19 protein-coding genes are annotated in these 22,981 nt (G+C 72.4%); 12 read left to right on the top strand and 7 right to left on the bottom strand.

The genetic code is table 11. The annotated features are described in order from the left end of the window. The first annotated feature begins 380 nt into the window (after nt 1–380). The 3 genes from OQ02_RS04240 to OQ02_RS04250 are packed head-to-tail and all read left to right on the top strand — an operon-like array spanning nt 381 to nt 4,115. On the top strand, nt 381–674 hold the full coding sequence (locus tag OQ02_RS04240) for a WXG100 family type VII secretion target (RefSeq protein ID WP_033436750.1): 294 nt from the start codon (nt 381–383) through the stop codon (nt 672–674). 4 nt (nt 675–678) lie between these two features. After that, the gene (locus OQ02_RS04245) at nt 679–3,666 is read left to right on the top strand and encodes a hypothetical protein (protein ID WP_033436751.1); all 2,988 of its coding nucleotides are present in this window, start codon (nt 679–681) and stop codon (nt 3,664–3,666) included. Nucleotides 3,667–3,668: 2 nt separating this feature from the next. Then, the gene (locus OQ02_RS04250) at nt 3,669–4,115 is read left to right on the top strand and encodes a hypothetical protein (protein ID WP_033436752.1); all 447 of its coding nucleotides are present in this window, start codon (nt 3,669–3,671) and stop codon (nt 4,113–4,115) included. A gap of 33 nt (nt 4,116–4,148) precedes the next feature. On the opposite strand, the gene OQ02_RS04255 is transcribed toward OQ02_RS04250, so the two are convergent. Further along, on the bottom strand, nt 4,149–4,964 hold the full coding sequence (locus tag OQ02_RS04255) for a dienelactone hydrolase family protein (RefSeq protein WP_033437033.1): 816 nt from the start codon (nt 4,962–4,964) through the stop codon (nt 4,149–4,151). 133 nt (nt 4,965–5,097) lie between these two features. Here OQ02_RS04255 and glmS point away from each other — a divergent pair, with 133 nt between their 5' ends. The 5 genes from glmS (at nt 5,098) to tsaE (ending at nt 11,324) form a co-directional block, all read left to right on the top strand. After that, nucleotides 5,098–6,960, top strand: a complete 1,863-nt coding sequence (gene glmS, locus OQ02_RS04260) for a glutamine--fructose-6-phosphate transaminase (isomerizing) (RefSeq protein WP_033436753.1) — start codon at nt 5,098–5,100, stop codon at nt 6,958–6,960. Between the two features lie 15 nt (nt 6,961–6,975). Continuing rightward, nucleotides 6,976–8,406 carry a bifunctional ADP-dependent NAD(P)H-hydrate dehydratase/NAD(P)H-hydrate epimerase gene (locus OQ02_RS04265; protein WP_033436754.1) on the top strand — a complete coding sequence of 477 codons (1,431 nt, stop codon included), beginning with the start codon at nt 6,976–6,978 and terminating at the stop codon, nt 8,404–8,406. Nucleotides 8,407–8,644: 238 nt separating this feature from the next. Further along, a complete protein-coding gene (gene alr / locus OQ02_RS04270; protein ID WP_033436755.1) occupies nt 8,645–9,769 on the top strand; it encodes an alanine racemase in 1,125 nt (374 codons plus the stop codon). Beyond that, nucleotides 9,766–10,869, top strand: a complete 1,104-nt coding sequence (locus OQ02_RS04275; RefSeq protein ID WP_033436756.1) for an alpha/beta fold hydrolase — start codon at nt 9,766–9,768, stop codon at nt 10,867–10,869. Before alr ends, OQ02_RS04275 begins: the two co-directional genes overlap by 4 nt. Next, nucleotides 10,866–11,324, top strand: coding sequence for a tRNA (adenosine(37)-N6)-threonylcarbamoyltransferase complex ATPase subunit type 1 TsaE (tsaE, locus tag OQ02_RS04280; protein ID WP_033437034.1), 459 nt, complete (start codon nt 10,866–10,868; stop codon nt 11,322–11,324). The genes OQ02_RS04275 and tsaE overlap by 4 nt, the downstream gene beginning before the upstream one ends. 280 nt (nt 11,325–11,604) lie before the next feature. Here tsaE and OQ02_RS04285 read toward each other — a convergent pair whose 3' ends face one another. The 4 genes from OQ02_RS04285 to OQ02_RS04300 are packed head-to-tail and all read right to left on the bottom strand — an operon-like array spanning nt 11,605 to nt 14,855. After that, entirely contained in the window at nt 11,605–12,822 is a 1,218-nt protein-coding gene (locus OQ02_RS04285) for a carboxyl transferase domain-containing protein (RefSeq protein ID WP_033436757.1), read from the bottom strand. Next, nucleotides 12,819–14,156 carry an acyl-CoA synthetase gene (locus tag OQ02_RS04290; RefSeq protein ID WP_033436758.1) on the bottom strand — a complete coding sequence of 446 codons (1,338 nt, stop codon included), beginning with the start codon at nt 14,154–14,156 and terminating at the stop codon, nt 12,819–12,821. The genes OQ02_RS04285 and OQ02_RS04290 overlap by 4 nt, the downstream gene beginning before the upstream one ends. A 34-nt stretch (nt 14,157–14,190) precedes the next feature. Next, the gene (locus tag OQ02_RS04295; protein ID WP_033436759.1) at nt 14,191–14,496 is read right to left on the bottom strand and encodes a thioredoxin family protein; all 306 of its coding nucleotides are present in this window, start codon (nt 14,494–14,496) and stop codon (nt 14,191–14,193) included. After that, nucleotides 14,484–14,855: a MerR family transcriptional regulator gene (locus OQ02_RS04300; RefSeq protein ID WP_033436760.1), complete on the bottom strand. Its 372-nt coding sequence runs from the start codon at nt 14,853–14,855 to the stop codon at nt 14,484–14,486. Before OQ02_RS04300 ends, OQ02_RS04295 begins: the two co-directional genes overlap by 13 nt. 71 nt (nt 14,856–14,926) lie before the next feature. Between OQ02_RS04300 and tsaB the strand changes: the two genes are divergently transcribed. From tsaB to tsaD, 3 genes are read left to right on the top strand one after another with little or no spacing between them, the layout of a single operon-like run. Further along, nucleotides 14,927–15,601 (top strand): tRNA (adenosine(37)-N6)-threonylcarbamoyltransferase complex dimerization subunit type 1 TsaB, encoded by a 675-nt coding sequence (gene tsaB / locus OQ02_RS04305; RefSeq protein WP_033436761.1) that lies wholly within the window; start codon nt 14,927–14,929, stop codon nt 15,599–15,601. Next, a complete protein-coding gene (gene rimI, locus OQ02_RS04310; protein ID WP_033436762.1) occupies nt 15,598–16,056 on the top strand; it encodes a ribosomal protein S18-alanine N-acetyltransferase in 459 nt (152 codons plus the stop codon). The genes tsaB and rimI overlap by 4 nt, the downstream gene beginning before the upstream one ends. Next, nucleotides 16,049–17,101 carry a tRNA (adenosine(37)-N6)-threonylcarbamoyltransferase complex transferase subunit TsaD gene (gene tsaD / locus OQ02_RS04315; RefSeq protein ID WP_033436763.1) on the top strand — a complete coding sequence of 351 codons (1,053 nt, stop codon included), beginning with the start codon at nt 16,049–16,051 and terminating at the stop codon, nt 17,099–17,101. Before rimI ends, tsaD begins: the two co-directional genes overlap by 8 nt. Nucleotides 17,102–17,261: 160 nt before the next feature. On the opposite strand, the gene OQ02_RS04320 is transcribed toward tsaD, so the two are convergent. Beyond that, nucleotides 17,262–20,399: an AfsR/SARP family transcriptional regulator gene (locus OQ02_RS04320; RefSeq protein WP_037329522.1), complete on the bottom strand. Its 3,138-nt coding sequence runs from the start codon at nt 20,397–20,399 to the stop codon at nt 17,262–17,264. Between the two features lie 99 nt (nt 20,400–20,498). On the opposite strand from OQ02_RS04320, the gene OQ02_RS04325 reads away from it, so the two are divergent. Next, nucleotides 20,499–21,359: an NAD(P)-dependent oxidoreductase gene (locus OQ02_RS04325; RefSeq protein WP_033436765.1), complete on the top strand. Its 861-nt coding sequence runs from the start codon at nt 20,499–20,501 to the stop codon at nt 21,357–21,359. Nucleotides 21,360–21,389: 30 nt separating this feature from the next. Here OQ02_RS04325 and OQ02_RS04330 read toward each other — a convergent pair whose 3' ends face one another. Continuing rightward, complete coding sequence (locus tag OQ02_RS04330) at nt 21,390–22,901, bottom strand: alkaline phosphatase D family protein (RefSeq protein WP_033436766.1); 1,512 nt, start codon at nt 22,899–22,901, stop codon at nt 21,390–21,392. Nucleotides 22,902–22,981 lie beyond the last annotated feature (80 nt).

Raw genomic sequence — 22,981 nt, forward strand, 5'->3', positions numbered from 1 at the left:
GCCCCGCTCAGCCGGGCTATGGCCAGGCCAGCCCTGGTCAGCCTGGCCATGACCAGCCCAACCCTGGCCAGCCGGGCTACAGCCCGCCTGACCCTGGTTCGCCCAACCCCGGCCAGTCCGGCTACGGCCAACCAGGCCCAGGGCAGCCGCCAGGGCCGCCCTACCCGCCGCAACCGCCCACCGGCGGTCCGCCGTCACCACAGGGCTGAGACAGCGTTACCGAACCGGATCGCCCTGGTGCGGGACACGGCGCGGATCGCGTTTGCCCGAGCAACCGCAATCCCCGTTCCCGGTCTGCGGACCGGCCCGAGCCGGCACCCTGTTCGAGGAACCGGAGCAGGTTTTCCGGCGTCTGATCCGGGGAAACGGGGAGGCATTCGATGGCGGGCTTCGGTGTTGGGCCGGGTGAACTGCAGAACGCTGCCAAGCAGTACGAGGATCACAGCGCGGACATAATCCAGCTGAAGAACTCGGTGACGCCGGCGGTGGGCGCGGGCCAGGTCGGCCGGAAGTTCCAGGGCACCGAGACCAAGTACAAGGTCTACTTCGACCGCCTCCAGGCCAGCATGGAGACGTTCGGTCGAGAGGCGAGCAACGTCGCGCTGCGCCTCAAGGACGTGGCGAAGACGTACGAGAGCAACGAATCCGCCACCAGCGACCAGTTCAAGGGGTGACGAGGTGGCCGACCAGAACGAGATCAAGCAGCTCCTCGACGACCCCAACGTCACGCCGGAGACCAAGCAGCAGCTGGTCCGCGCGTTGGCGGGCGCCGGTGGCAGTGAAGAGGACGTCCGGCGCTACGCCGAGGCGAACGGCGTCGAAGTGCCCAACGACCCCGGTTTCTGGCAGCACACGGGCGGAGTCCTGCTCGCCCCCGTGACCCTCGGCGGCAGCCTCGCCTTCAACGCCGGCCAGGAAGTGCGGCACGGCGACTGGACGATGGAGGGGGGCGAGGCGGACAAGCTCGTCGCCGAGGCCAAGGAAGAGCGCGAGCTCGGCAGCACGCAGAAGGTGCTCAACGAGACCGGCGACTTCGGCAACTCCAACGAGTTGATCGACGCGGGCGCACCCGGCCTGCGGTTCTTCGAGAAGTTCATCCCGATCTACCAGGAGGCCGCGCCGCTCGCCGGTCACGGCGGCCAGGCCCCCGATCTCAAGGGCCACATCTACAAGAACTACGACGAAGTCCGCGACATCGACTTCGGCAAGTTCCGCGAAGACGCCGACAAGATCAACAAAGCGGTCGCGGACCTGGACAACCACCAGAACGGCCTCGGCACCGCGTGGAACGGGCTGGCGTCCTGGGAGGGCGAGGCCGCGCAGGCCGCCAACGGCTACAACGGCAAGTTCCTCAACACCGCCGGCACCTTCATCCAGGACACGAAGAACGCGCCGGGCACCATCGTGACCGGCGTGACCACGATCCAGCAGCAGGTCAAGGAATTCGCGCAGCACATCCACGACATGTACGCCGAGCAGTGCGGCGGCCTGTCGGTGGACGAGGCGAAGAAGCAGATCCGGATGGCCCGCGGTGACATCAACGAGAGCGACTTCAGCCTCGGTGACTGGTTCTCCGGTATCCCGGACATGCTCATCGGCGGCGCGATCGGCATCGTGCTCGGCGGTCCGGTCGGCGGCATCATCGGCAACTTCATGGGGTGGGCGGACCACGCCAAGGAGGTCCGGCAGCGCCTGATGGACGAGGCCAAGCAGAAGCTGCGCGGCCTGTGCCAGGAGTTCGACGGCAAGCAGCAGGCGTTCGACGGCTACTGCAAGGCCGTGCAGATGGGCGTCCAGACCGCCTACGACACGATGTTCGGCCAGCTGGAAGGCCAGATCAAGGACCAGCCGTTCGGCCAGGTCGGAGACCCGCCCGTGTTCGGCGAGGACGGCGGCGACCGGGAGAAGGTCGAGCAGCCCGGTGGGACTCCGGGCGGCGGCACCCCTGGTGGTGGGACGCCCGGCGGTGGGACCCCCGGTGGTGGCCCGCCCGGTGGCGGCGGTGGCGTGCCGGAGATGCCGAAGCCGGAGAACCCGCTGGACAAGGACGGCGACGGCAAGCCCGACGTGCCGGGCGACACCGACGGCGACGGCAAGCCGGACGACCTCGACGGTGACGGCAAGCCCGACGGCGCACCCGACGGCCTCAAGGGCGAAGAGGCGCCGGAGACCGTCACCATCAAGAGCGGTGACAACGAGATCCAGATCACCGAGCCGGACGCGAACGGCCACGTCAAGATCACCGTCGACACGCCGCAGAGCCCGCCGAAGACCTACGACGTCGACTTCAGCAACAACCCGGACGCCGCGAAGGCCCTGATGGGTCAGAACGGCGGGGCGGCGTTGGCCGGCGCGCTGGCGGGAGCGACCGCCGCCACGCCCGCCGGCACCCCCGCCACGCCGGGTGCGGTCGGCGGCACGGGCGGTGGTGACGGCGCGGTCCCGATCGAGGCGGGTGCGGACGGCAAGGCGTTGATCGAGCTGGACGGCCTGTCGATCACCGCCGAGGTCGACCCGCTGACGGGTGAGATCAACCTCACCGTGGACGACGGCGCGGGCGAACCGCAGGAGTACGGCGTCGAGTTCGGCGAGGACGACGCGGACAAGGGCGTGGCCGGCATCCCGGGCATGGACGCCGCCGCGCCGATGCCCGCGATGGGCGAGCCGACGTTGAGCGCCATGCCCGCCGAGGGTGCGATGCCGGGCTTCACCGAGCCGGTGACGACGATGCCCGCCGAGGGCGCGGTGCCGGGCTTCACCGAGCCGGTCACCACGATGCCCGCCGAGGGTGCGATGGCACCGGGCTTCAGCGCCATGCCCGTCGACGGCGGCGGCGTGGGCGGTGGCATGGGTGGTGGCCCTGACTTCACCACGATGCCGGCCGAGGCCGGTGCGGCACCGGGCTTCAGCGCGATGCCCGCCGAGGGCGGCGGCGTTGGCGGTGCCGCAGGCGGTGGCGCAGGCGGCGGTGCCGGTGGTGGTGCGGCTCCGGGCTTCAGCGCGATGCCCGCCGGGGGCGGTGTCGCGGGCCCCGGCTTCAGCGCGATGCCCGCGGACGGCGGCGGCATGGGCGGCGGCGGTGGCGCGGGCGGTGGTCCGGGTTCCGGCTTCCGGGCGATGCCCGCACCCGACTCCGGTTTCGCGCCCGGCTTCACCGAGCCCGCGGCAGCGTCGTCCTTCCAGGACTTCGCACCCCGCTCCGACTCCGGTTTCGCACCGCCCCTGACCCTGAACACCGAGGGCACGACCTCCACGTCGGGCGCCTCCATGTTCGGCGGACCGAGCGGCTTCGACGGCGCCGACTCCGTGCTCGGCGGCTCACCCAGCGGTTCGCCGGGCGGCGCCGAGAGCCCGTGGAGCAGCCCGTCCGCCGACGCGGCGGACCACGGCCTCGCCGACACGAACGCCTCCCAGGCGGCCCAGCCCGGATCGGCCACCCTGCCCTCCATGCAGGACGGCAGCAGCGCCGGCCAGCCGGGCGGCGGCATGGCGGGCGGCATGGCCGGGGGCATGATGGGCGGCGGGATGCCCGCCGGTGGCGGTCAGCAGGGCGGCGGCGACAACGAGCGCAGCCCGAGCCAGTGGCGGACCACCGGATCGCTGTTCGACGACGACCTGAGCCTGAGCCGGGTCCAGGGCGTGCTCGGTGAAGAAGGAGGCCGCTGACCGTGACCGTCATCGTGGTCGACCCGAAGGTGCAGCAGGCGTTCGCGGAGCAGACCGAGCGGTTCCGGCGGGCGAACGCCGAGGTCACCGGTGTGCTGCGGGAGAGCCAGGCACGTCTGGCCGCCGAGGCGAAGGAACGCGACGAGCGCTTGGCGGCCGAACGCGCGAAGCTCCAGGAGAAGGCGCAGCAGCTCGCCGCCGCGGGCTCCCAGCCCGCTCGCAAGCCGCAGTGGGAACGCGGGCCGCAGTCCTCGGGCGAGCTGGCCCTCGGCCCGGAGGACGACGAGCCGGACACCGCACCCGCTCCGGTCGCGCCGCAGTCCTTCCAGGCCGCGCCCCCGCCCCAGCTCCCGACCCCACTCCCACCCCCGCCGCCGGTGGTCCAGCGTCGTCGGCCGTCGCCGGTCGATGACGACGACGACCTCAGCGGCCAGAGCTGGCTGACCTGACGCGAGAGGCACGGCTCACGGGCCGTGCCGTCGTCAGCGGTGGACGAGTGCGCCGCGCTGGTACGTCAGCGCGGCGCCCTTCACGTCGCCGTCCAGCAGCACGTCCCACTGCTTCTCGCCCTTGAGGATGCGCAGCAGGAACGCCGTCATCAACGCCCGCGCCAGCTTCTGCGACGAGCGCTCGCCCTTGCCGTCCAGCAGCAGCTCGCTCCAGTGCCGACCCTCGGCGAAACCCAGGTGGCTGGTCTTCGGCAACGACCGCAGCTGCACCGGCCCCTGCCACGCTTCCGCGATCGCCTCCGCGTGCCCGACGGGCGGCGCGATGCGGTCCTCACCGCCGGCCAGGTGCAACCCCGGCGCCGTCACCCGCCTCGCCGCGTCCAGCGCGGACGGCCGGGTCTCCGATGCGGCCAACGTCACGACGGCCCGGACCCGCGGGTCGTCGGCCGCGGCGAGCACCGCCGCGCCTCCGCCCATCGAGTGACCGGCCACCGCCAGCCGTGCCGCGTCGACGCTGATCCCGCCGTCGCCCAGTCGCACGCCGGTGCAGATGTCGAGCGTGGTCCGCAGGTTCCCGGCCAGCAGCCGGGACGACATCAACGGCCCCCGCTGGGTCCCGGGCGCAGCCGCCACGAACCCCCACGACGCCAGGTGCCGCAGCAGCGCCCGATACCGGTTGACCGGCTGCAACCAGCCGTGCCCGAAGGCCACCGCGGGCAGTCCCAGCCCGGCCGAGGGCGTGTAGATCAGGCCGGGGAGTCCCACCAACGCCAGGTCGCCGCGCAGCACGGGGTGTTCGCCCGGCCTGCTGAGCTGGTCGAGCACCTGCTTCGCCGAGTAGCCGCTCACCACGCGAACGGTAGTCGATCGTGCCCGCGCCGCGCACGCAACGATTGGTCTACACCAATAATGTCCACTACCAGCGCAAACGTCCTGAAGTGGCCCTTTAGGGTGATGGCCCTGGTCTAGTTACGCTGTCCCCGTGTGCGGAATCGTGGGATATGTGGGCCACCGGTCGGCGCTCGACGTCGTGCTCGACGGGCTGCGCAGGCTGGAGTACCGGGGCTACGACTCGGCGGGCGTCGCGGTGCTCGACGGCGCGGGCGGCCTCGCCGTCGAACGCAAGGCGGGTCGGCTGACGAACCTGGAGACCCGCCTGGACGAGGTCGGCCGCGAGGGCTTCGCGGGCACCGCCGGCATGGGGCACACCCGCTGGGCCACCCACGGCGCGCCGGTCGACCGCAACTCGCACCCGCACCGTGACGTCACCGGTCGCGTCGCCGTCGTGCACAACGGCATCATCGAGAACTTCGCCACCCTCCGCGCCGAGCTGGAAGCCGCCGGCGTCGAGATGGCCAGCGACACCGACACCGAGACCACCGCGCACCTCATCGCCCGCGCGTACGACGAGGGCGACACCAAGGGCGACCTGACGGCGAGCGTCCGGCTGGTGGTCCGCCGCCTCGAAGGCGCGTTCACCCTGGTCGTGACGCACGCCGACCACCCCGACCTGGTCGTCGCCGCCCGCCGCTCGTCACCGCTGGTCGTCGGCGTCGGCGTGGGCGAGACGTTCGTCGCGAGCGACGTGTCCGCGTTCATCGAGCACACCCGCGAGGCCGTCGAACTGGGTCAGGACCAGGTCGTGGTGATCGACCGCGACGGCTACACCGTGACCGACTTCGACGGCGAGCCGGCGGAAGCCAAGCCGTTCACCGTCAACTGGGACCTGTCGGCCGCCGAGAAGGGCGGCCACGAGTACTTCATGCTGAAGGAGATCGAGGAGCAGCCGGAGGCGCTGGCCAACACGCTGCGCGGCCACTTCCTCGACGGCCGGATCGTGCTGGACGAGCAGCGCCTGTCCGACCAGGACCTGCGGGACGTGGACAAGGTCTTCGTCGTCGCCTGCGGCTCGGCCTACCACTCCGGCCTCGTCGCCAAGTACGCGATCGAGCACTGGACCCGGCTGCCCGTCGAGGTCGAGCTGGCCAGCGAGTTCCGCTACCGCGACCCGGTGCTGGACCGGGACACGCTGGTGGTCGCCGTGTCGCAGTCCGGTGAGACGGCCGACACGCTGGAAGCCGTCCGGCACGCCCGCGCGCAGAAGGCCCGCGTGCTGGCGGTGTGCAACACGAACGGGGCCCAGATCCCGCGCGAGTCCGACGCCGTGCTCTACACGCACGCCGGTCCGGAGATCGGTGTCGCGTCGACCAAGGCGTTCCTCGCCCAGATCGCGGCGAACTACCTGGTCGGCCTGGCGCTGGCGCAGGCGCGCGGCACGAAGTACCCGGACGAGGTGGCGCAGGAGTTCCACCAGCTGGAGGCCATGCCGGACGCCGTGCAGAAGGTGCTCGGCACGGTCGAGCAGGTCCGCGCGCTGGGCCGTGAGCTGGCCGACTCGAAGGCCGTGCTGTTCCTCGGCCGGCACGTCGGCTACCCGGTGGCGCTCGAAGGCGCGCTGAAGCTCAAGGAACTCGCCTACATGCACGCCGAGGGCTTCGCGGCGGGCGAGTTGAAGCACGGTCCGATCGCGCTGATCGAAGAGGGCCTGCCGGTCGTCGTGGTCATGCCGTCGCCCAAGGGGCGTGCGGTGCTGCACTCCAAGCTGGTGTCGAACATCTCCGAGATCCAGGCACGCGGTGCGCGCACGATCGTGATCGCCGAAGAGGGTGACGAGACGGTTCGCCCGTTCGCGGATCACCTGATCGAGATCCCGGCGGTGCCGACGCTGCTCCAGCCGTTGATCTCGACCGTGCCGTTGCAGGTGCTGGCGGCGGAGATCGCGCGCAGCCGCGGCTACGACGTGGACAAGCCGCGCAACCTCGCGAAGTCCGTCACGGTCGAGTAGGGCAGGCTTGGCCCCATGCGGGGTCTGTGGACTGCGGCACGGGTCAGGGCGGCGGAGGAACGCGTCATGGCGGTCGCGCCGCCGGGCGCGCTGATGCGCCGGGCGGCCTTCGGCGTGGCGGTCGTGGCGTCGGAGCTGCTCGCGGGCAAGCGGCGGGTCGGCCTGCTCGTCGGAGCGGGCAACAACGGCGGTGACGCGCTGTGGGCCGGCTACTACCTCCGCAAGCGCGGAGTCGCCGTGTCCGCTGTCCTGCTGACACCTGATCGTGTGCACGCGGAGGGCTTGGCCGCGTTCCGTCGCGTCGGCGGCCGGGTGGTGCCCCGCTTGGCCGACGTCGACCTGGTGATCGACGGCATCGTGGGCCTGTCCGCCCGTGGTCCGCTCCGCCCGGACGCCGCCGAGCACGTCGCGCACCTCGACGCGCCGGTGCTCGCGGTCGACCTGCCCAGCGGGATCGACCCCGACACCGGTGCGATCTCCGGACCGGCCGTGCGCGCGCACACCACCGTGACGTTCGGCTGCCTGAAGCCCGTGCACGCGTTGGCGGACTGCGGCGACGTGCGGCTGGTGGACATCGGGCTGGACGCCGAGTTGGCCGGGCCCGACCTGGCCGAACTGGACGCCGCCGACGTCGGCCTGGCGTGGCCGGTGCCGGGGCCGGACGACGACAAGTACACGCAGGGCGTCACGGGCGTCGCCGCCGGTTCGGCGACCTACCCGGGCGCGGCGGTGCTGGCGACCGGTGCGGCGTTGCTGGGGACGTCCGGGATGGTCCGGTACGCGGGTGCGGCGGCCGAGGGCGTCCGGGCGCGGTGGCCGGAGGCGATCTGCACCGGGTCGATCACGGACGCCGGTCGGGTGCAGGCGTGGGTGGTCGGCCCCGGCGTGGGCACCGGGTTGGGCGCGGAGGCGGTACTCCGGACCGTCCTGGAGGCGGGCGTGCCGGTGTGCGCCGACGCCGACGCGATCACCATGCTCGCCAACAACCCGGACCTGTGGGACGCCCGCGACCCCGACACCCCGCTCGTGCTGACCCCGCACGACCGCGAGTTCGAACGCCTGGCCGGCCCCGTCGGCGCCGATCGCGTCGCCGCCGCGCAGAGGGCCGCCAAGCGCTACAACGCCGTCGTGCTCCTCAAGGGCCACGCCACCGTGATCGCCGGCCCGGACGGCCGCGTCCTGGTCAACCGCGCCCGCACCTCGTGGGCCGCGACGGCCGGCTCCGGCGACGTCCTCTCCGGCCTCCTGGGCTCACTCCTGGCCGCCCGCCTGGACCCCGTCCTGGCCGCCGGTGCCGCCGCCAAGGTCCACGCCCTGGCCGCCGCCCTGGCCGCCAACGGAGCCCCCATCCCCGCCACCGCCCTCCTCCGCGCCCTCCCCGACGCCATCCGCACCACCCGCGAGTCCACCCCCCACCCCCGTGAGTCCTACGTTCAGCCCCCGTGAGTCCTACGTTCGGAACGCGTGAGTCCTACGTTCAGGACCCCCGAATTCAACGCTCAGAACAGTCCTCGTACTGAGCGTTGAACTCAGGGGTTCCGAACGTAGGACACGGTCGTTCCGAACGAAGGACTCGCGTGTCCTGAACGTAGGACTCACGGGACGGGAACGTAGGACTCACGACGGGGTGGGGGGTGGCTCGCGGGTTCGGGCACTGGAACCGCCGGTAGGCGGTTGTGTCACCATGAGCGGTGTTATGGCTGCTCCTCGCGCTGAGGTCGTGATCGACCTCGAGAACCTCCGGCACAACGTGGCCTACCTCGACGGCCTCGCCAAGGACGCCGACACGATGGCCGTCGTCAAGGCCGACGGGTACGGGCACGGCGCCGTGGAGGTGGCGAGAGCGGCCGTCGACGCGGGTGCGACCTGGCTCGGTTCCTGCTCGCTCACCGAAGCCCTCACGCTGAGGGCGGCCGGGTGCACGGTGCCGATCCTGGCCTGGCTGGACCCGTCTGGAACGGACTACGCCCCCGGCGTGGAGCAGGATGTCGACCTCTCCGCCTCCTCGATCACGCAGCTGAAGGACATCGCCGCAGCGGCCGGGAAGGCCGGCAGGACCGCGCGCGTCCACCTCAAGATCGACACGGGCCTGTCCCGCAACGGCTGCCCGGCCGCCGACTGGTCCGAGCTGGTCGACCTGGCCGCCAAGACGGCGAACATCGAAGTTCACTCGATCTGGTCACATCTGGCCGTGGCCGACGAGGTCGGCCACCCCGCCACCGACGCCCAGGCCGAACGCTTCGACGACGCCTACCGCGAAGCCCTCGCCGCAGGCCTCGACCCACGCCGGCACATCGCCAACTCCGCCGCCGTCATCACCCGCCCGGACCTCCACCTGGACCTCGTCCGCCCCGGTATCGCGATCTACGGCCTCAACCCGGTCCCCGTACCGGCCGACCTCCGCCCCGTGATGACGTTCCGCTCCGCAGTCGCCCTCACGAAGCGCATCCCGGCGGGTGAATCCGTGTCCTACGGTCTGAGCTGGACCGCCAAGAACGACACGAACCTGGCCTTGGTGCCCGTCGGTTACGCCGACGGCGTGCCGCGCAGCCTCTCGAACCGGATGCACGTGTGGCTCGCCCACAAGCGCCGCCCGGTCGTCGGCCGCATCTGCATGGACCAGATCGTGGTCGACTGCGGCGACGACGTGGTGACCGAGGGGGACGAAGTCGTGCTGTTCGGAGCCGGTGACGAGGGCGAGCCGACGGCCCGCGAGTGGGCCGACACCACCGGCACCATCGACTACGAGATCGTCACCGGCATGTACCGGCCGAGGGTGGCAAGGACGTACACGGGGTCCCGCCGGTGAACACGGTGTGGAAGGCCGTCGGTTGGGCCGGCGGCATCCTCGGCGCCGCCGCGACGGGCGTCGCGGTCGGTGTCGCGGCCAACCAGAAGAAGGTCGAGCTCGACCGCCGCGCCGACGACCCGCTCGCCGACGAACCCCTGGGCCGCCTCACGCCCAACCGGGAGTCCACCGTCGCGGCGGACGACGGCGTGCCGCTGTCGGTCGAGGAGGTCGACCCCCAGGACGGTGGAAAACCCGAGGTCACGGTCGTCCTCGTGCACGGTTTCGCCCTGGACCGCCGCTGCTGGCACTTCCAGCGACGTGACCTGGCCACCCTCACCGAGCCGCGCGTGCGCCAGGTGATCTACGACCAGCGCAGCCACGGCCGTTCCGGTCGGTCCAGCGCCGAGGGCAGCACGATCGACCAGTGCGCCAAGGACCTCGACGCGGTGATCCGCTCGATGGCGCCCGAAGGCCCGTTGGTGCTGGTCGGCCACTCCATGGGCGGCATGACGATCATGGCGCTGGCCGAGGAGCGGCCGGACCTGTTCGCCGAACGGGTGCGCGGCGTGGCCCTCGTCGGCACCGCGGCGGGCGCGGTCGGCGGTGCGGGTCTGCCGAAGTCGATGCTGTCCCGCTACAACCCGGTGACGTTGGGCGTCAGCCGGATCGCGGGCCTGCAACCGGGCCTCGTCGAGTGGGTGCGCAAGCGGTCGACCACGCTCACCTGGAGCGGGATCAGGGCGCTGGCGTTCGGTGCCGGCAAGATCAGCCCGTCGCTGGTGGACCTGATGGAACAGATGATCAACGGCGTTACGGTGCAGGTGCTCACCGAGTTCCTGGAAACCCTCGGCACGCACAACAGGTACAAGGCCTTGGCCGGTCTGCGGCACTGCGAGGTGCTGGTGATGAGCGGTGACGCGGACAAGCTGACGCCGTTCTCGCACGCCGAGCGGATGGCCGAGGAGATGCCGCACGGCGAACTGGTCCGCGTGTCCGGCGCGGGTCACATGCTCATGTTGGAACAACCCGACCTGGTCACCGGGCACCTGGTCGGTCTGGTTCGGCGCAGTGCCGTCGAACGGTCGGAAAGCGGGCGACGGTGGTGGCGACGAGCGTGAGCGTGACGCTCCCCGAGGTGCAGGACACCGAGGAGTTCGGGCGCAAGCTGGGTGGTCTGGTGCGGGGCGGTGACCTGGTGCTGCTGTCCGGGCCGTTGGGCGCGGGCAAGACGGCGCTGGTGCGCGGGCTGGCGGCCGGTCTGGGCGTGACGGGCCGGGTCAGCTCGCCGACGTTCGTGATCGCCCGCGTGCACGAGCCGGCGCCGAACGGCCGCGGTGTGCCGTTGGTGCACGTGGACGCTTACCGGCTCGGCGGGCACCTGGACGAGTTGGACGACCTGGACCTGGACACGGACCTGGTCGACGCGGTGGTGGCCGTGGAGTGGGGTGAGGGCGCGGCCGAGCGGCTGTCCGAGGACCACCTGCTGATCAGGCTGGAACGGCAGGACGACGACGTGCGGATCGCCCACCTGCACCCGCACGGCGCTTGGACCGAGCGCGACCTGCCGGCCTGACGAGGGCTGTCGGATGGACGCGGGCTGCCGGGCTGACGGGACCTGTCGGATGGATGCGGGCTGACGCGGGCTGTCGGGCCGCCGGATGGATGCGGCTGACGCGGGCTGTCGGGCTGAGCGGGCTGTCGGACTGACGCGGGCCGCTGGACTGACGCGGGCCGCCGGACCCACGCTACGCAGGCGTCCCCGCCAGGGGACCCCTGCTTTGATCTTACCGACGGGGACCGACGGTTGGCGGTGATCGCGGCGGGCCTGTGGACAACTGGTGGCTGCCTGTGGACTACCGGTGATCCGGGATACCGCGCACCACGCCCAGCTCCACCAAATCCTGGGGACGCAGCCGCAGGTCGTCGGCGAGTTGCGGCACGTCGTCGCGCTTGAGGATCGCCGCCGCCGGCTCCGGCGCGATCACCGAGAAGTAGGCGTTGGGCGTGATCCACGTGTGCTCCGGCGACGACAGCGCCAACGCGCCACCGGACCCGCCCTCCCCGATCACCAGCGTGGTGATCGGCACGCGGGCTTCCGCGACGGTCGTGAACAGTTCCGCGATGGCCGCGCCGACCCCGGCCCGTTCGGCCGCCGCGTCGTTGGCCGCGCCGGGCGTGTCCACCAAGGTCAACACGGGCAGCGCGAACCGCTCGGCCAGCCGGATCAGCCGGGACGCCGTGCGGAACCCGGCGGGCGTGGTGGCGGTGCCGGTCTGCGCGGCGAACGCGATGGCCCGCCCTCCCCGCCGCCCGATGCCGCACAGCATCCCCGCGTCCACCCCGCCCGCGCGGTCACCGCTGATCGGCACGCGGAAGTCGAAGTAGTCGTCGAGGTAGGCAGCCGCACGCGGACGTTCCGGAGCGCGCGCTCCCGACACCGCGCTCCACCCGTTCTCGGGCAGTTCCTGAGCGCCCAGAGCGCGCGGCACCTCCGCCGGCACGGCGTCACCACGGGTCAACAGGTCCAGGGTCCGTGACACGATCGGGTCGACTTCGTCGCGGGACACCACCAGGTCGACCGTCCCGGCCGCGAACTGGCCTTCGGCCGTGTAGGCGGGGTCGTCGGCCGGCCGCACCCTGCTGCCCGCGAACCCGACCTGCGCGCCGGACACCGCGATCACCACGTCCGCACCCGCACCCAGCGACGCCCACAGGCCGCCGGTGGTCGGGTCGCACAGCACCGACACGTGCGGCAGCCCGGCCTGCCGGTGCGCCGCGCACAGCCGCGTCACCCGCTGGAGCTGCCGCAACGACAGCATCCCCTCCTGCATCCGGCTGCCACCGGTCGCGATCATCGACACCACGGGCAGGTGCGCGGCCCGCGCCTCGGTGAACGCCTCCTCGATCAGCGCGCCCGTCGCCGTGCCCACCGAACCGCCGAGGAACCGGAAGTCGAACGTGATCACCACGGCGTGCCGGCGCCGCCGCCACGAGACCGATTCGGCGCCACCGGACCGTTCCCGCGCCCGCGCGAGCTGCTCCTCGTAGCCCGGCCAGCCCAGGGGGTTCACCGGAGTTCCCGCTTCAGCACCTTGCCCATGTCGTTGCGCGGCAACGCATCCAGGTAGCGCACCACCCTCGGTCGCTTGTGCGGCGAGAGCAGCCGGGCCACGTGGTCGCTCAGCACCTCCGGCGCCGGGGCCTCGCCGCGCGCGACGACCCACGCCACCACGCGTTCGCCCAAGTCGTCGTCCGGCTCGCCGGTCACCGCCACCTCGGCCACCGAAGGGTGCTCCAGCAGGGCGTTCTCGATCTCGCCCGCGCCGATCTTGTAGCCGCCGCTCTTGATCAGGTCCGTGGCGCGCCGGCCGACGATCCGCAGGTACCCGTCCGGGTCGACCACGGCCAGGTCACCGGTGCGGAACCAGCCGTCGTGGAACGCGTCCCGGGTGGCGTCCGGCCGGTTCAGGTACTCCAGGAACAGGTTCGGGCCGCGCACCTCGATCTCGCCCGGCTCCTCGCCGACGACCCGGACCTCCACGCCGTCCAGCGGCGGCCCGACCGTGCCCGGCCGCCGGTCGCCGTCCGCGCGGACGCTCGTGTTCATCAACGTCTCGGTCATCCCGTACCGCTCGACCACCCGCCGGCCGGTCAGCTGCTCGATGCGCTCGTGCACCGACGCGGGCAGCGCGGCCGAACCGGACACCAGCAGCCGGGCCTTGCCGAAGGCGGCGGCGTGCTCGGGCTCGCCCGCGATCCGGTGGTACATCGTGGGAACGCCGAACATCATCGTGCCGCCCGAGGCCAACGCCTGAGCCGCCTTCGCCACGCTGAACGACCCCAGGTGGTGCACGGTCCCGCCGCGCCGCAACGGGCCGAGCACCCCGACACCCAAGCCGTGCACGTGGAACAGCGGCAGCCCGTGCACCACGACGTCGTCCTCGGTCCACTCCCAGGCCTGTGCCAACGCGTCGAGGTTCGTGGCGAGCGCGCGTCGCGGCAGCACCACGCCCTTCGGCGGCCCGGTCGTGCCGCTGGTGTAGACGATCAGCGCGGGCGCCTCGCCGTCCGGCTCCGGCAGGTCGACCGGCTCACCGCGCGGCAGCTCGTCGTCGACGACCAGGTCGGGTGTGCTGTCGGCGAGGATGTGCGCGAGTTCCTTCTCGCCGACCTTCGGGTTGAGCGGCACGACCGGCACGCCCGCGAGCAACGCGCCGACGACCACCACGCACGTCTCGGGCGTCGACCGCGCCCACACCGCGACCCGCCGCTTGCCCACCAGCCCGTAGGCGACGCGGCGGGCCTCGGCGGCCAACTGCTCGTACGTCAGTTCCCGTTCGGGGAACCTCAGGGCGATCTTCGGCGCGATCTTCGGCGACGGCGAGGCCAACGCTGGCAGCAGCATCCCCCTACAGTGGAGTGCTCCACCGTCGTGCGCATCACAAGTGTGGTTCGAGCCACGCCAACAGGTGGATCTTCGGCCGGGCGCCGACCGTCTGCGCCACCAACTCGCCGTCCTTGTAGAGCTGGAGCGTCGGCGCGGACATGATCTGCTGGTCGCGCGCGGTGCGGGGGCTGGCGTCGGTGTCGACCTTGACCACGGTCAGGTCGTCGCGCTCGCGGTCGATCTCGGCCAGCACCGGTTCGAGCATCCGGCACGGCCCGCACCAGTCGGCGCGGAACTCCACCAGGACGTTGCCCGTACCCACTGCCTCGGTGAACTCGTCGTCGGTCAACGTCCGCACGGCCTGCTCCTCTGCTCGGCTTCCTGGAGTTGCGCGCGCACCTGGTCCCGGACCGCCTGCAGCCGGCTGATGCAGGCGTCCAGCTCGGCGACCTTGCGCCGGTACACCTCCACGGACGCCGGGCAGGCGTCACCGGTGCGGTGGCCGTCACGCAGGCACTGGACGAACGGGCGGGTGTCCTCCAGCGCGAACCCGATGTCGGCGAGCGAGCGGATCTCGTTCACCAGCCGCAGGTCGTCCTCGTCGTACTCGCGCTGGCCGTTCGCCCCGCGTCGGGACGACAGCAGCCCGAGGGACTCGTAGTAGCGCAGTGCGCGAGTGGTCGTCCCACCCCGCCGCGCCAGTTCTCCGATGCGCACAGACCCGATCCTCCGCCTTGACGTGGACGTCAAGTCCAGTGTGGCTTGTGCCACCCGTACCCTTGTCTGTTGTGCTGGTGCTAGCTCTGGACACTGCCACGCCCGCCGTCACGGCCGGCGTGGTGGAACTGACGCCCGATTCGCCGCCGCGCCTGCTCGCCGGGCGGGTGACGGTGAACTCGAAGGCGCACGGCGAGCTGCTGACCCCGCACCTCCTGGAGGCGCTGGAACAGGCCGGGCACGTGCTCGCCGACCTCGACGCCATCGTGTGCGGCTCGGGGCCGGGGCCGTTCACCGGCCTGCGCGTCGGCCTGGTCACCGCGGCCGCCCTCGGACAGGCCCTCAACCGGCCCGTCTACCCCGTGCCGACCCCGGACGCCATCGCGCTGGACGCCGCCACCGGCAGGCCGCTGCTGGTCGCCACCGACGCGCGCCGCAAGGAGGTGTACTGGGCGGCCTACGACGCGGCCGGCCGGCGCACCGACGGCCCGCACGTGGACCGGCCCGCCGACCTGGTCGGCAAGCTGCCCGCCGTGTCCGACGCGGCGGGGGAGGGCGCGGAGATCTACGCCGACGTCATCGGGCTCCCCGTCGTGGAGGCGCGCTACCCGTCACCGGTGTCGCTGGTCGCGGTGGCCGCCGAGGAACTGCTCGCGGGGGCGCGTCCGGCCGCCCTCACCCCGCTCTACCTGCGTCGACCCGACGCGGTGGAGCCGGCCGGCCGCAAGCGGGTGACGAAGGCGTGACCACCGGCACCGTCACGATCGCGCCGCTGCGCCACGAGGACGTGCCGCGGTGCGCGGAGATCGAGCACGAGCTGTTCGCCGGTGACGACCCGTGGAGCGAGGACGCGTTCCGCAGCGAGCTGGACCACGGCAACTTCTACGTCGGCGCGTACGCCGGCGGCGCGCTGATCGGGTACGCGGGCCTCGGCCTGACGGACTTCGAGTCCAGCGTCCACACGATCGCGGTGACCGGCGCGCACCAGGGCGGCGGCGTCGGCAAGACGTTGCTGCGGACGCTCCTGGCGAAGGCCGACGAGGCGGGCCTGCCGGTGTTCCTGGAAGTGCGCACCGACAACGCGCCCGCGATCAACCTGTACCTGGCGCACGGCTTCGAGCACCTCGGCCTGCGCCGCCGCTACTACCAGCCGTCGGGTGCCGACGCATACACGATGGGAAGGCCCGCGAACCGTGACTGACCGGCTCATCCTCGGAATCGAGAGCTCGTGCGACGAGACCGGCGTCGGCATCGTCCGGCTCGGCCCGGACGGGGCGATGGAACTGCTCGCCGACGAGGTCGCGTCCAGCGTGGAGGAGCACGCCCGGTTCGGCGGCGTGGTCCCCGAGGTCGCGTCCCGCGCGCACCTGGAGGCGATGGTCCCGACCATGCGCCGTGCGGTGGAGAAGGCCGGGATCGAGCTGCGGGACGTGCACTCGATCGCCGTCACCGCCGGACCGGGGCTCGCGGGCGCGCTGCTGGTCGGCGTGTCGGCGGCGAAGGCGTACGCGGCGGCGCTGGGCAAGCCCCTCTACGGGGTCAACCACCTCGCGGGTCACGTCGCCGCCGACACCCTCCAGCACGGTCCGCTGCCGAAGCGGTGCCTGGCGCTGCTGGTGTCCGGCGGGCACTCGCAGCTGCTGCTGGTCGAGGGCCTGGCGGAGAAGATCACCGAGATCGGGTCCACGGTGGACGACGCGGCGGGCGAGGCGTACGACAAGGTCGCCCGGCTGCTCGACCTGCCGTACCCGGGCGGGCCGCCGATCGACAAGCTCGCCAAGCAGGGCAACGGCTGCGCGATCGCGTTCCCGCGCGGGCTGACCGGGCCGCGTGACTCGAAGTACGACTTCTCGTTCTCGGGCCTGAAGACCTCGGTGGCCCGGTGGGTCGAGAAGCAGGAGCGCGCGGGCGAGGAGATCCCGCTGGCGGACGTCGCCGCGTCGTTCCAGGAGGCGGTGGCCGACGTGCTCACCGCGAAGGCGATCCGGGCCTGCAAGGACCTCGGCGTGGACACGCTGGTGATCTCCGGCGGCGTCGCGGCGAACTCGCGGCTCTCCGGCCTGGCCGCCGAGCGTTGCGCCGAGGCGGGTCTCGAGCTGCGCGTTCCCCGTCCCCGCCTGTGCACGGACAACGGCGCGATGATCGCTGCCCTGGGCGCCCACCTGGTCGCCGCCGACGCCAAGCCGTCGTCCCTGGACCTCTCCACCACCCCCGGCCTACCGGTGACCACCATCCAAATCCTCTGACCCCGTGAGTCCTACGTTCAGGACCCGTGAGTCCTACGTTGGGAACGCGTGAGTCCTACGTTCAGGACGTGTGAGTTGAACGTTCGCGTCGGTCCGGGCCGTTCTGAGCGTTGAACTCGGGGGTCCTGAACGTAGGACTCACGGGTCCTGAACGTAGGACTCACGGGATGGTGGTGGTCAGGGACTGGGCGTGGCCGACGGCGAAAGCCGCCTCGAAGCCGGCCGACCCCAGCACCTCACGGGCCGCGGCGGTGATCCGGTCCACGTCGCCCCGTTCACCGGCCGGCAGCGGCACGCCCACGGACGCCCGCGCCGCCGTCGCCGCACCCAACAACCGGGCCGCCGACTCCGCGTCACCCGCCAGCGCCCGAGCCCCCGCCACCCCCTCCAACGCCAACGCGATCGCCCGCGGGTCACCCACCTGCCGGGCCAGCGCCAACCCCTCCGAGTGCAGCGCCAACGCCCGCGCCGCGTCACCGCGCAACTCGGCCACGAACCCCAACTCGGCCAGCGCCAACGTGCCACCCGCCTCGAACCCGACCCGCCGGTGCCACGACCGCAGCCGGTCCCAGTGCGCCTCCGCCGCGTCCAGCCGCCCCTCCCGCCGCGCGCCCAACGCCAACCCCGTCTCCGCGTACGCCTCACCCGGCGAGAACCCGTGCTCCGCCGCCGCACGCCGAGCCTGTTCGTGCAGGTCACGGGCCTTCGCGTAGTCGCCGTCGGTCAGCGCCACCCGTCCCAGCCACGACAGCTTGTACGACACCTCCGGCCACGACCGCAGCTCCTCGGCCACCCGCAACCCCTCGCGGTGCACGGCCTCGGCCGACGCGTTGTCCCCGGACAGCTGTGCCAGCACGCCCAGCCCGAACGACGCCTTCAGCTGCCCCCAACGTTCACCCAGTGCGGTGAACAACGCGGCAGACCGCTCGGCGGCCTCCCGGGCCACGTCCACCTGACCGCCGGCCAGCGCCTGGCTCACCCGGTCGCTGTGCGCGGCGGCCACGCCCCAGTCGTCACCCAGCTCCTCGAACGCCTCCAAGGCCTGGTCGGTCAGCCGCTGACCAGTCGGCATATCGCCGACTGTGGACAAGATGTAACCCAGGAACCACCGAGCCCGCGCCCGATCCAGCGGGTCGACGATCGAAGCCGTCCCGGCCAGGGCGGACGGATCGGCCGCCTCACCCAGCAGCACCCCGAACCCCGCCCGCCACGCCGCCGTCACCGGATCGGCAGCGGTCATCAGCCGACGCCCCTCCCGCAGCCGCCCGCGCAGGAACCAGTACCAGGTCAACGCCCGCACCAGCCGCCCCGCGCCCGCCGGGTCCAACGCGTCGTGCGCCGCACGCAGGTTCGCGGTGTCCGCATCCAGCCGGTCCAACCACTCCAACTGCCGCGCCCCGCGCAACTCCGGGTCCGCCCGTTCGGCCAACCCCAGGTAGAACGCCGCGTGCCGCCGCCGAACCTCCTCGAACTCGCCCGCTGAACGCAGCCGTTCACGCCCGTAGTCGGCGACCGACTCCAACAGCCGGAACCGCGGCTCGCCCGTGTGCTCCGGCGCCACCACCAGGGACCGGTTCACCAGCCGGGTCAGCACGTCCGACACATCACCCGGAGCCACGCCACCGCCCGCGCACACGGCCTCCGCCGAGTCCAGCGCACACCCGTCCACGTGCACGGACAGTCGCCGCAGCACGATCCGCTCGTCCTCACCGAGGACGTCCCAACTCCAGTCGATCATCGCCCGCAGGGTGCGCTGCCGGGCCGGTGCGTCACGGTGCCCCGTGGCCAGCAGCCGGAACCGGTCGTCCAGCCGCTCCAGCAGCGCGTTCACGCCCAGGCCGCGCACCCGCGTCGCGGCGAGCTCCAGGGCCAGCGGCAACCCGTCGAGCCGTCGACAGATCGCCTCGACCACCGCCGCGTTGGACGGAGTCAGCGTGAAACCGGGAGCGGCGGCGGCAGCGCGCGCTGCGAACAACGTGACCGCGTCCGAGATGTCCAGCGGCGGGACGGCCCACACCGTCTCGAACGACAGGCCGAGCGGTTCCTGGCTGGTGGTGAGCACCCGCAGACCCGCCGCCGCCCGCAGCAGCCGGGACACCAGTGCGGCGACCGGTTCGACCAGCCGCTCGCAGTTGTCCAGCACCAGCAGCACTTCACGGGCGCGCAACGCCTCCACCAAGGCCATCCCCGACGTGTCCTCGCGCACGCCGAGCACGTCGGCGACCGCGCTCACCACCTGCTCGGCCCGCCCGACGCCCGCCAACTCGACCAGCCACACCCCGTCCGCGACGGACACCCGCCGCGCGACCTCCAGCGCCAGCCGGGTCTTGCCCACCCCGCCGGGGCCGGTGAGGGTGACCAGCCGGGCACGACTGGGCAGCTCGCACAGGTCCGCGACCGCCTCGTCCCGGCCGACCAGGTCGCTCACCGGCACGGGCAGGTTCGTGCACGCCGAAAGGTGGGGTGCCGGAGCGCCCGGCGCCGAAGTGTCCGGTGCCGGAGCGCCGACAGCTGGAGCGCCGACGAGCGGAGCGCCGGGCATTGGAGCGCCGGGCACTGGAGGGCCGGCCACCGGGGCGCTGAGGACCGGGGCGCTGAGGACCGGGGCGTCGAGGGCTGGATCGTGGTTGAGCATCGCCTGGTGCAGTGCGGCCAGTTCCGGGCCGGGTTCCAACCCCTGCTCCTCGGCCAGCAGCCGCCGCAGCTCGGCGTAGCTCGCCAACGCCTCGACCTGCCGCCCGGCCCGGTACAGGGCGCGCATGTGCAGGCCGCGCAAACGTTCGCGCATCGGGTGCCGAGCCACCTCCTCGGCCAGGTCGACTTCACCCGTACGAGCGAATTCCTCCAGCGCCGCCAACCGTTCCGAACTCCACCGCGCCGCCACCGGCGCCACGAACGGAGCGTCGGCGAACTCGTCCAGCGGCTCACCCCGCCACAACGCCAACGCCTCGCCGATCCGCCCGGCGGCCACCAGCTCCCGGAACCGCAGCACGTCCAAAGTGGACGCGTCGACCCGGATCTCGTACCCCGCCGGCCCGTGCGCCACCAACGAACGACCACCGGGCTCGGCCGACTCCAACGCCCGCCGCAGCTGCGACACCTTCGTCTGGAGCGTGTTCACGGGGTTGCCGGGCGGCTCGTCACCCCACAGGTCGAACGCCAACCGGTCCGCCGACACCGGCCGCCCCTCGTGCGCGAGCAGGTCCGCCAGCAGCAGCCGGACCTTGACCTCCGGCACCCGGACCGCCTCACCACCGGCCGTCCACACCCCGAGCGGTCCCAACACCCCGAATCTCACGCACGGACCGTAACCGGAGCACCCCCAGCGAACCCCCAGCGGACCGTGCGCGCCCTCGGCCACGGTGGGAAGCACATCACCGAAGGAGCAAGAGAGCACATGACCGACAAGACCCCGTTGACCCTGATCGGACTCGGCCCGATGGGCCAGGCCATGGTCACCCGGTTCCTCGCCGCCGGACACCCGACGACGGTCTGGAACCGCACCCCCGCCCGCGCCGACGCCGTCGTCGCCCTGGGCGCCACCCGCGCCACCACCGCGGCCGAGGCCGTCGCCGCGAGCCGGCTGGTCGTCCTCAGCCTCACCGACTACGCCGCGATGTACGACGTCCTCGACGGCGCCGACCTGGCCGGCCGGGTGGTCGTCAACCTCAGCTCCGACACCCCGGACACCACCCTCAAGGCCGCCGCCTGGCTGGCCGAACGGGGTGCCGAGCTGCTGGTCGGCGGCGTGATGGTGCCCGCGCCCCTGGTCGGCGACGAGTCCGCGTACGTCTTCTACAGCGGTCCGCGCGAGGTGTTCGACCGGCACGCCGAGACCCTCGCCGTGATCGGCCGGGCGGACTACATGGGCGAGGACCACACCCTCGCCCAGCTGCTCTACCAGGCGCAGCTGGACGTCTTCCTCACGTCCCTGGCCGCGATGCTGCACGGCATCGCGCTGGTGAAGTCGGCGGGCGTCACGGCCGAGCGGTACGCGCCCTACCTCACCGACGTGCTGTCCTCGCTGTCGATGTACGTGGACGAGACCGCCCGGCACGTCGACTCCGACCGGCACCCCGGCGACCTGGCCAACGTGACCATGATGGGCGCCACCGCGGCGCACGTCGTCGGCGCGAGCGAGACCGCCGGGCTCGACACCGCGCTGCCCAGGGCGGTCCAGGCCCTCTACGACCGCGCCACCGAGGCGGGGCACGGCAAGGACAGCTGGACCGCCCTGATCAACGTCATCCGCGGCTGATCAAGCGGGGAACGCCGGAAGCACCAGCGGTCACACCGGGTTCAGGCCGGGGTTGCGGTCCTCGACGACGAACGACTTGAGCGTCGTGGCCTCGGCCCCGGCCGTGCGCACGTACGGCAGCGTGCGGAAGTCCGCCCGCATCTCCTGCGCGGTGAACTTCGTCCGCACGTACCCGCGCCGCCGGCTGTGCAGCTTGATGTGCGGGTTCAGCCGCAGCTGCACCTGGTCGACCGTGTCGTTGCCGTTCCCGCCGGACGTCACCGACGAGCACACCAGCTCGGTGCCGACGGTGGGTGACGCCGGGTCGTTCCAGTCCAGCTTCACGTCCGCCGCGTAGTGGGCGTGCACGTCACCGGTCAGCACGACGGCGTTGCGCACGCCCGCGTCCACCCACCCGCGCGTCACCCGGTCGCGGGACGCGAGGTAGCCGTCCCACCCGTCCATGGAGACCTCCTTCTCCGGCCCGTCCTTGCGGTCGCGCTCGGCGAAGAACACCTGCTGGCCGAGCACGTCCCAGCGCGCCCGGGACTGGCGGAACCCGTCCAGCAGCCACGCCTCCTGCGCCGCGCCGGTGATCGAACGACCGGGCAGGGCGGCGTCCTCGCAGGTCTTCCACCCGTCGCCGCACGCCTGGTCGTCCCGGTACTGCCGGGTGTCGAGCATGTGGAAGTTGACCAACCCGCCCCAGCCGAGCCGCCGGTACAGCTGGAGGTCGACGCCGTCGGGTCGCGCGCCCCGGCGCAGCGGCATGTTCTCGTAGTACGCCTTGAACGCCGCCTCGCGCCGTGCCGCGAAGTTCGGGTCGGGCTGCTCGGGCACGTCGTCGGCCCAGTTGTTCTCGATCTCGTGGTCGTCCCACACCACGACCCACGGCGCGACGGAGTGCGCGAGCTGGAGGTCGGCGTCGGTCTTGTACTGGGCGTGCCGGAGCCGGTAGTCGGCCAGCGTCCGGGTCTCCGGGCCGAGCACCGTCCGCACGTCGGCCGCCTTCGCCGCGTACTCGTACTGGTAGTCACCCAGGTGGAGGACCACGTCCGGGTGGTCCTCGGCGAGTCGCCGGTACGCCGTGAAGTAGCCCTCGCCGTAGTGCGCGCACGACGCGAAGCACATGGTCAGGTCCTGCCCGAGCACCCACGGGTCGGGCGCGGTCCGGGTGCGGCCGACCGGGGACAGGTGGCCGTCCACCTGGAACCGGTAGAAGTACTCGCGGCCGGGCCGCAGGCCGAACGGCTCCACGTGCACGCTGTGCCCGGCCTCCGGCTTGGCGGGCTGCACGCCGCGCCGCACGACGTGCTGGAAGCGCTCGTCCTCGGCCAATTCCCAGTGCACCGGGACGACCCGGTCTGGCATGCCGCCGAGGCCGTCCTCGGCGAGCGGCTGCGGTGCGAGGCGCGTCCACAGCACGACGCTGTCGGGGAGGGGATCGCCGGAGGCGACGCCCAACGTGAAGGGGTCGGCGAGCTTGGGGAAGCCTGCGCCCGCGGTCGCCGCGGTCGCGAGGGCCACGCCGCCGATGAGCAGGGAACGTCGGGTCACGGTCATGCGCTCACCGTGACCGAACAGAGTGGCGAACGGGTGAACGCAGGTATTACTCAGGGCATCCAGCACTCCGCAGTCCAACG

The sequence above is a fragment of the Saccharothrix sp. NRRL B-16314 genome (assembly GCF_000716595.1).
Classification (GTDB): domain Bacteria; phylum Actinomycetota; class Actinomycetes; order Mycobacteriales; family Pseudonocardiaceae; genus Actinosynnema.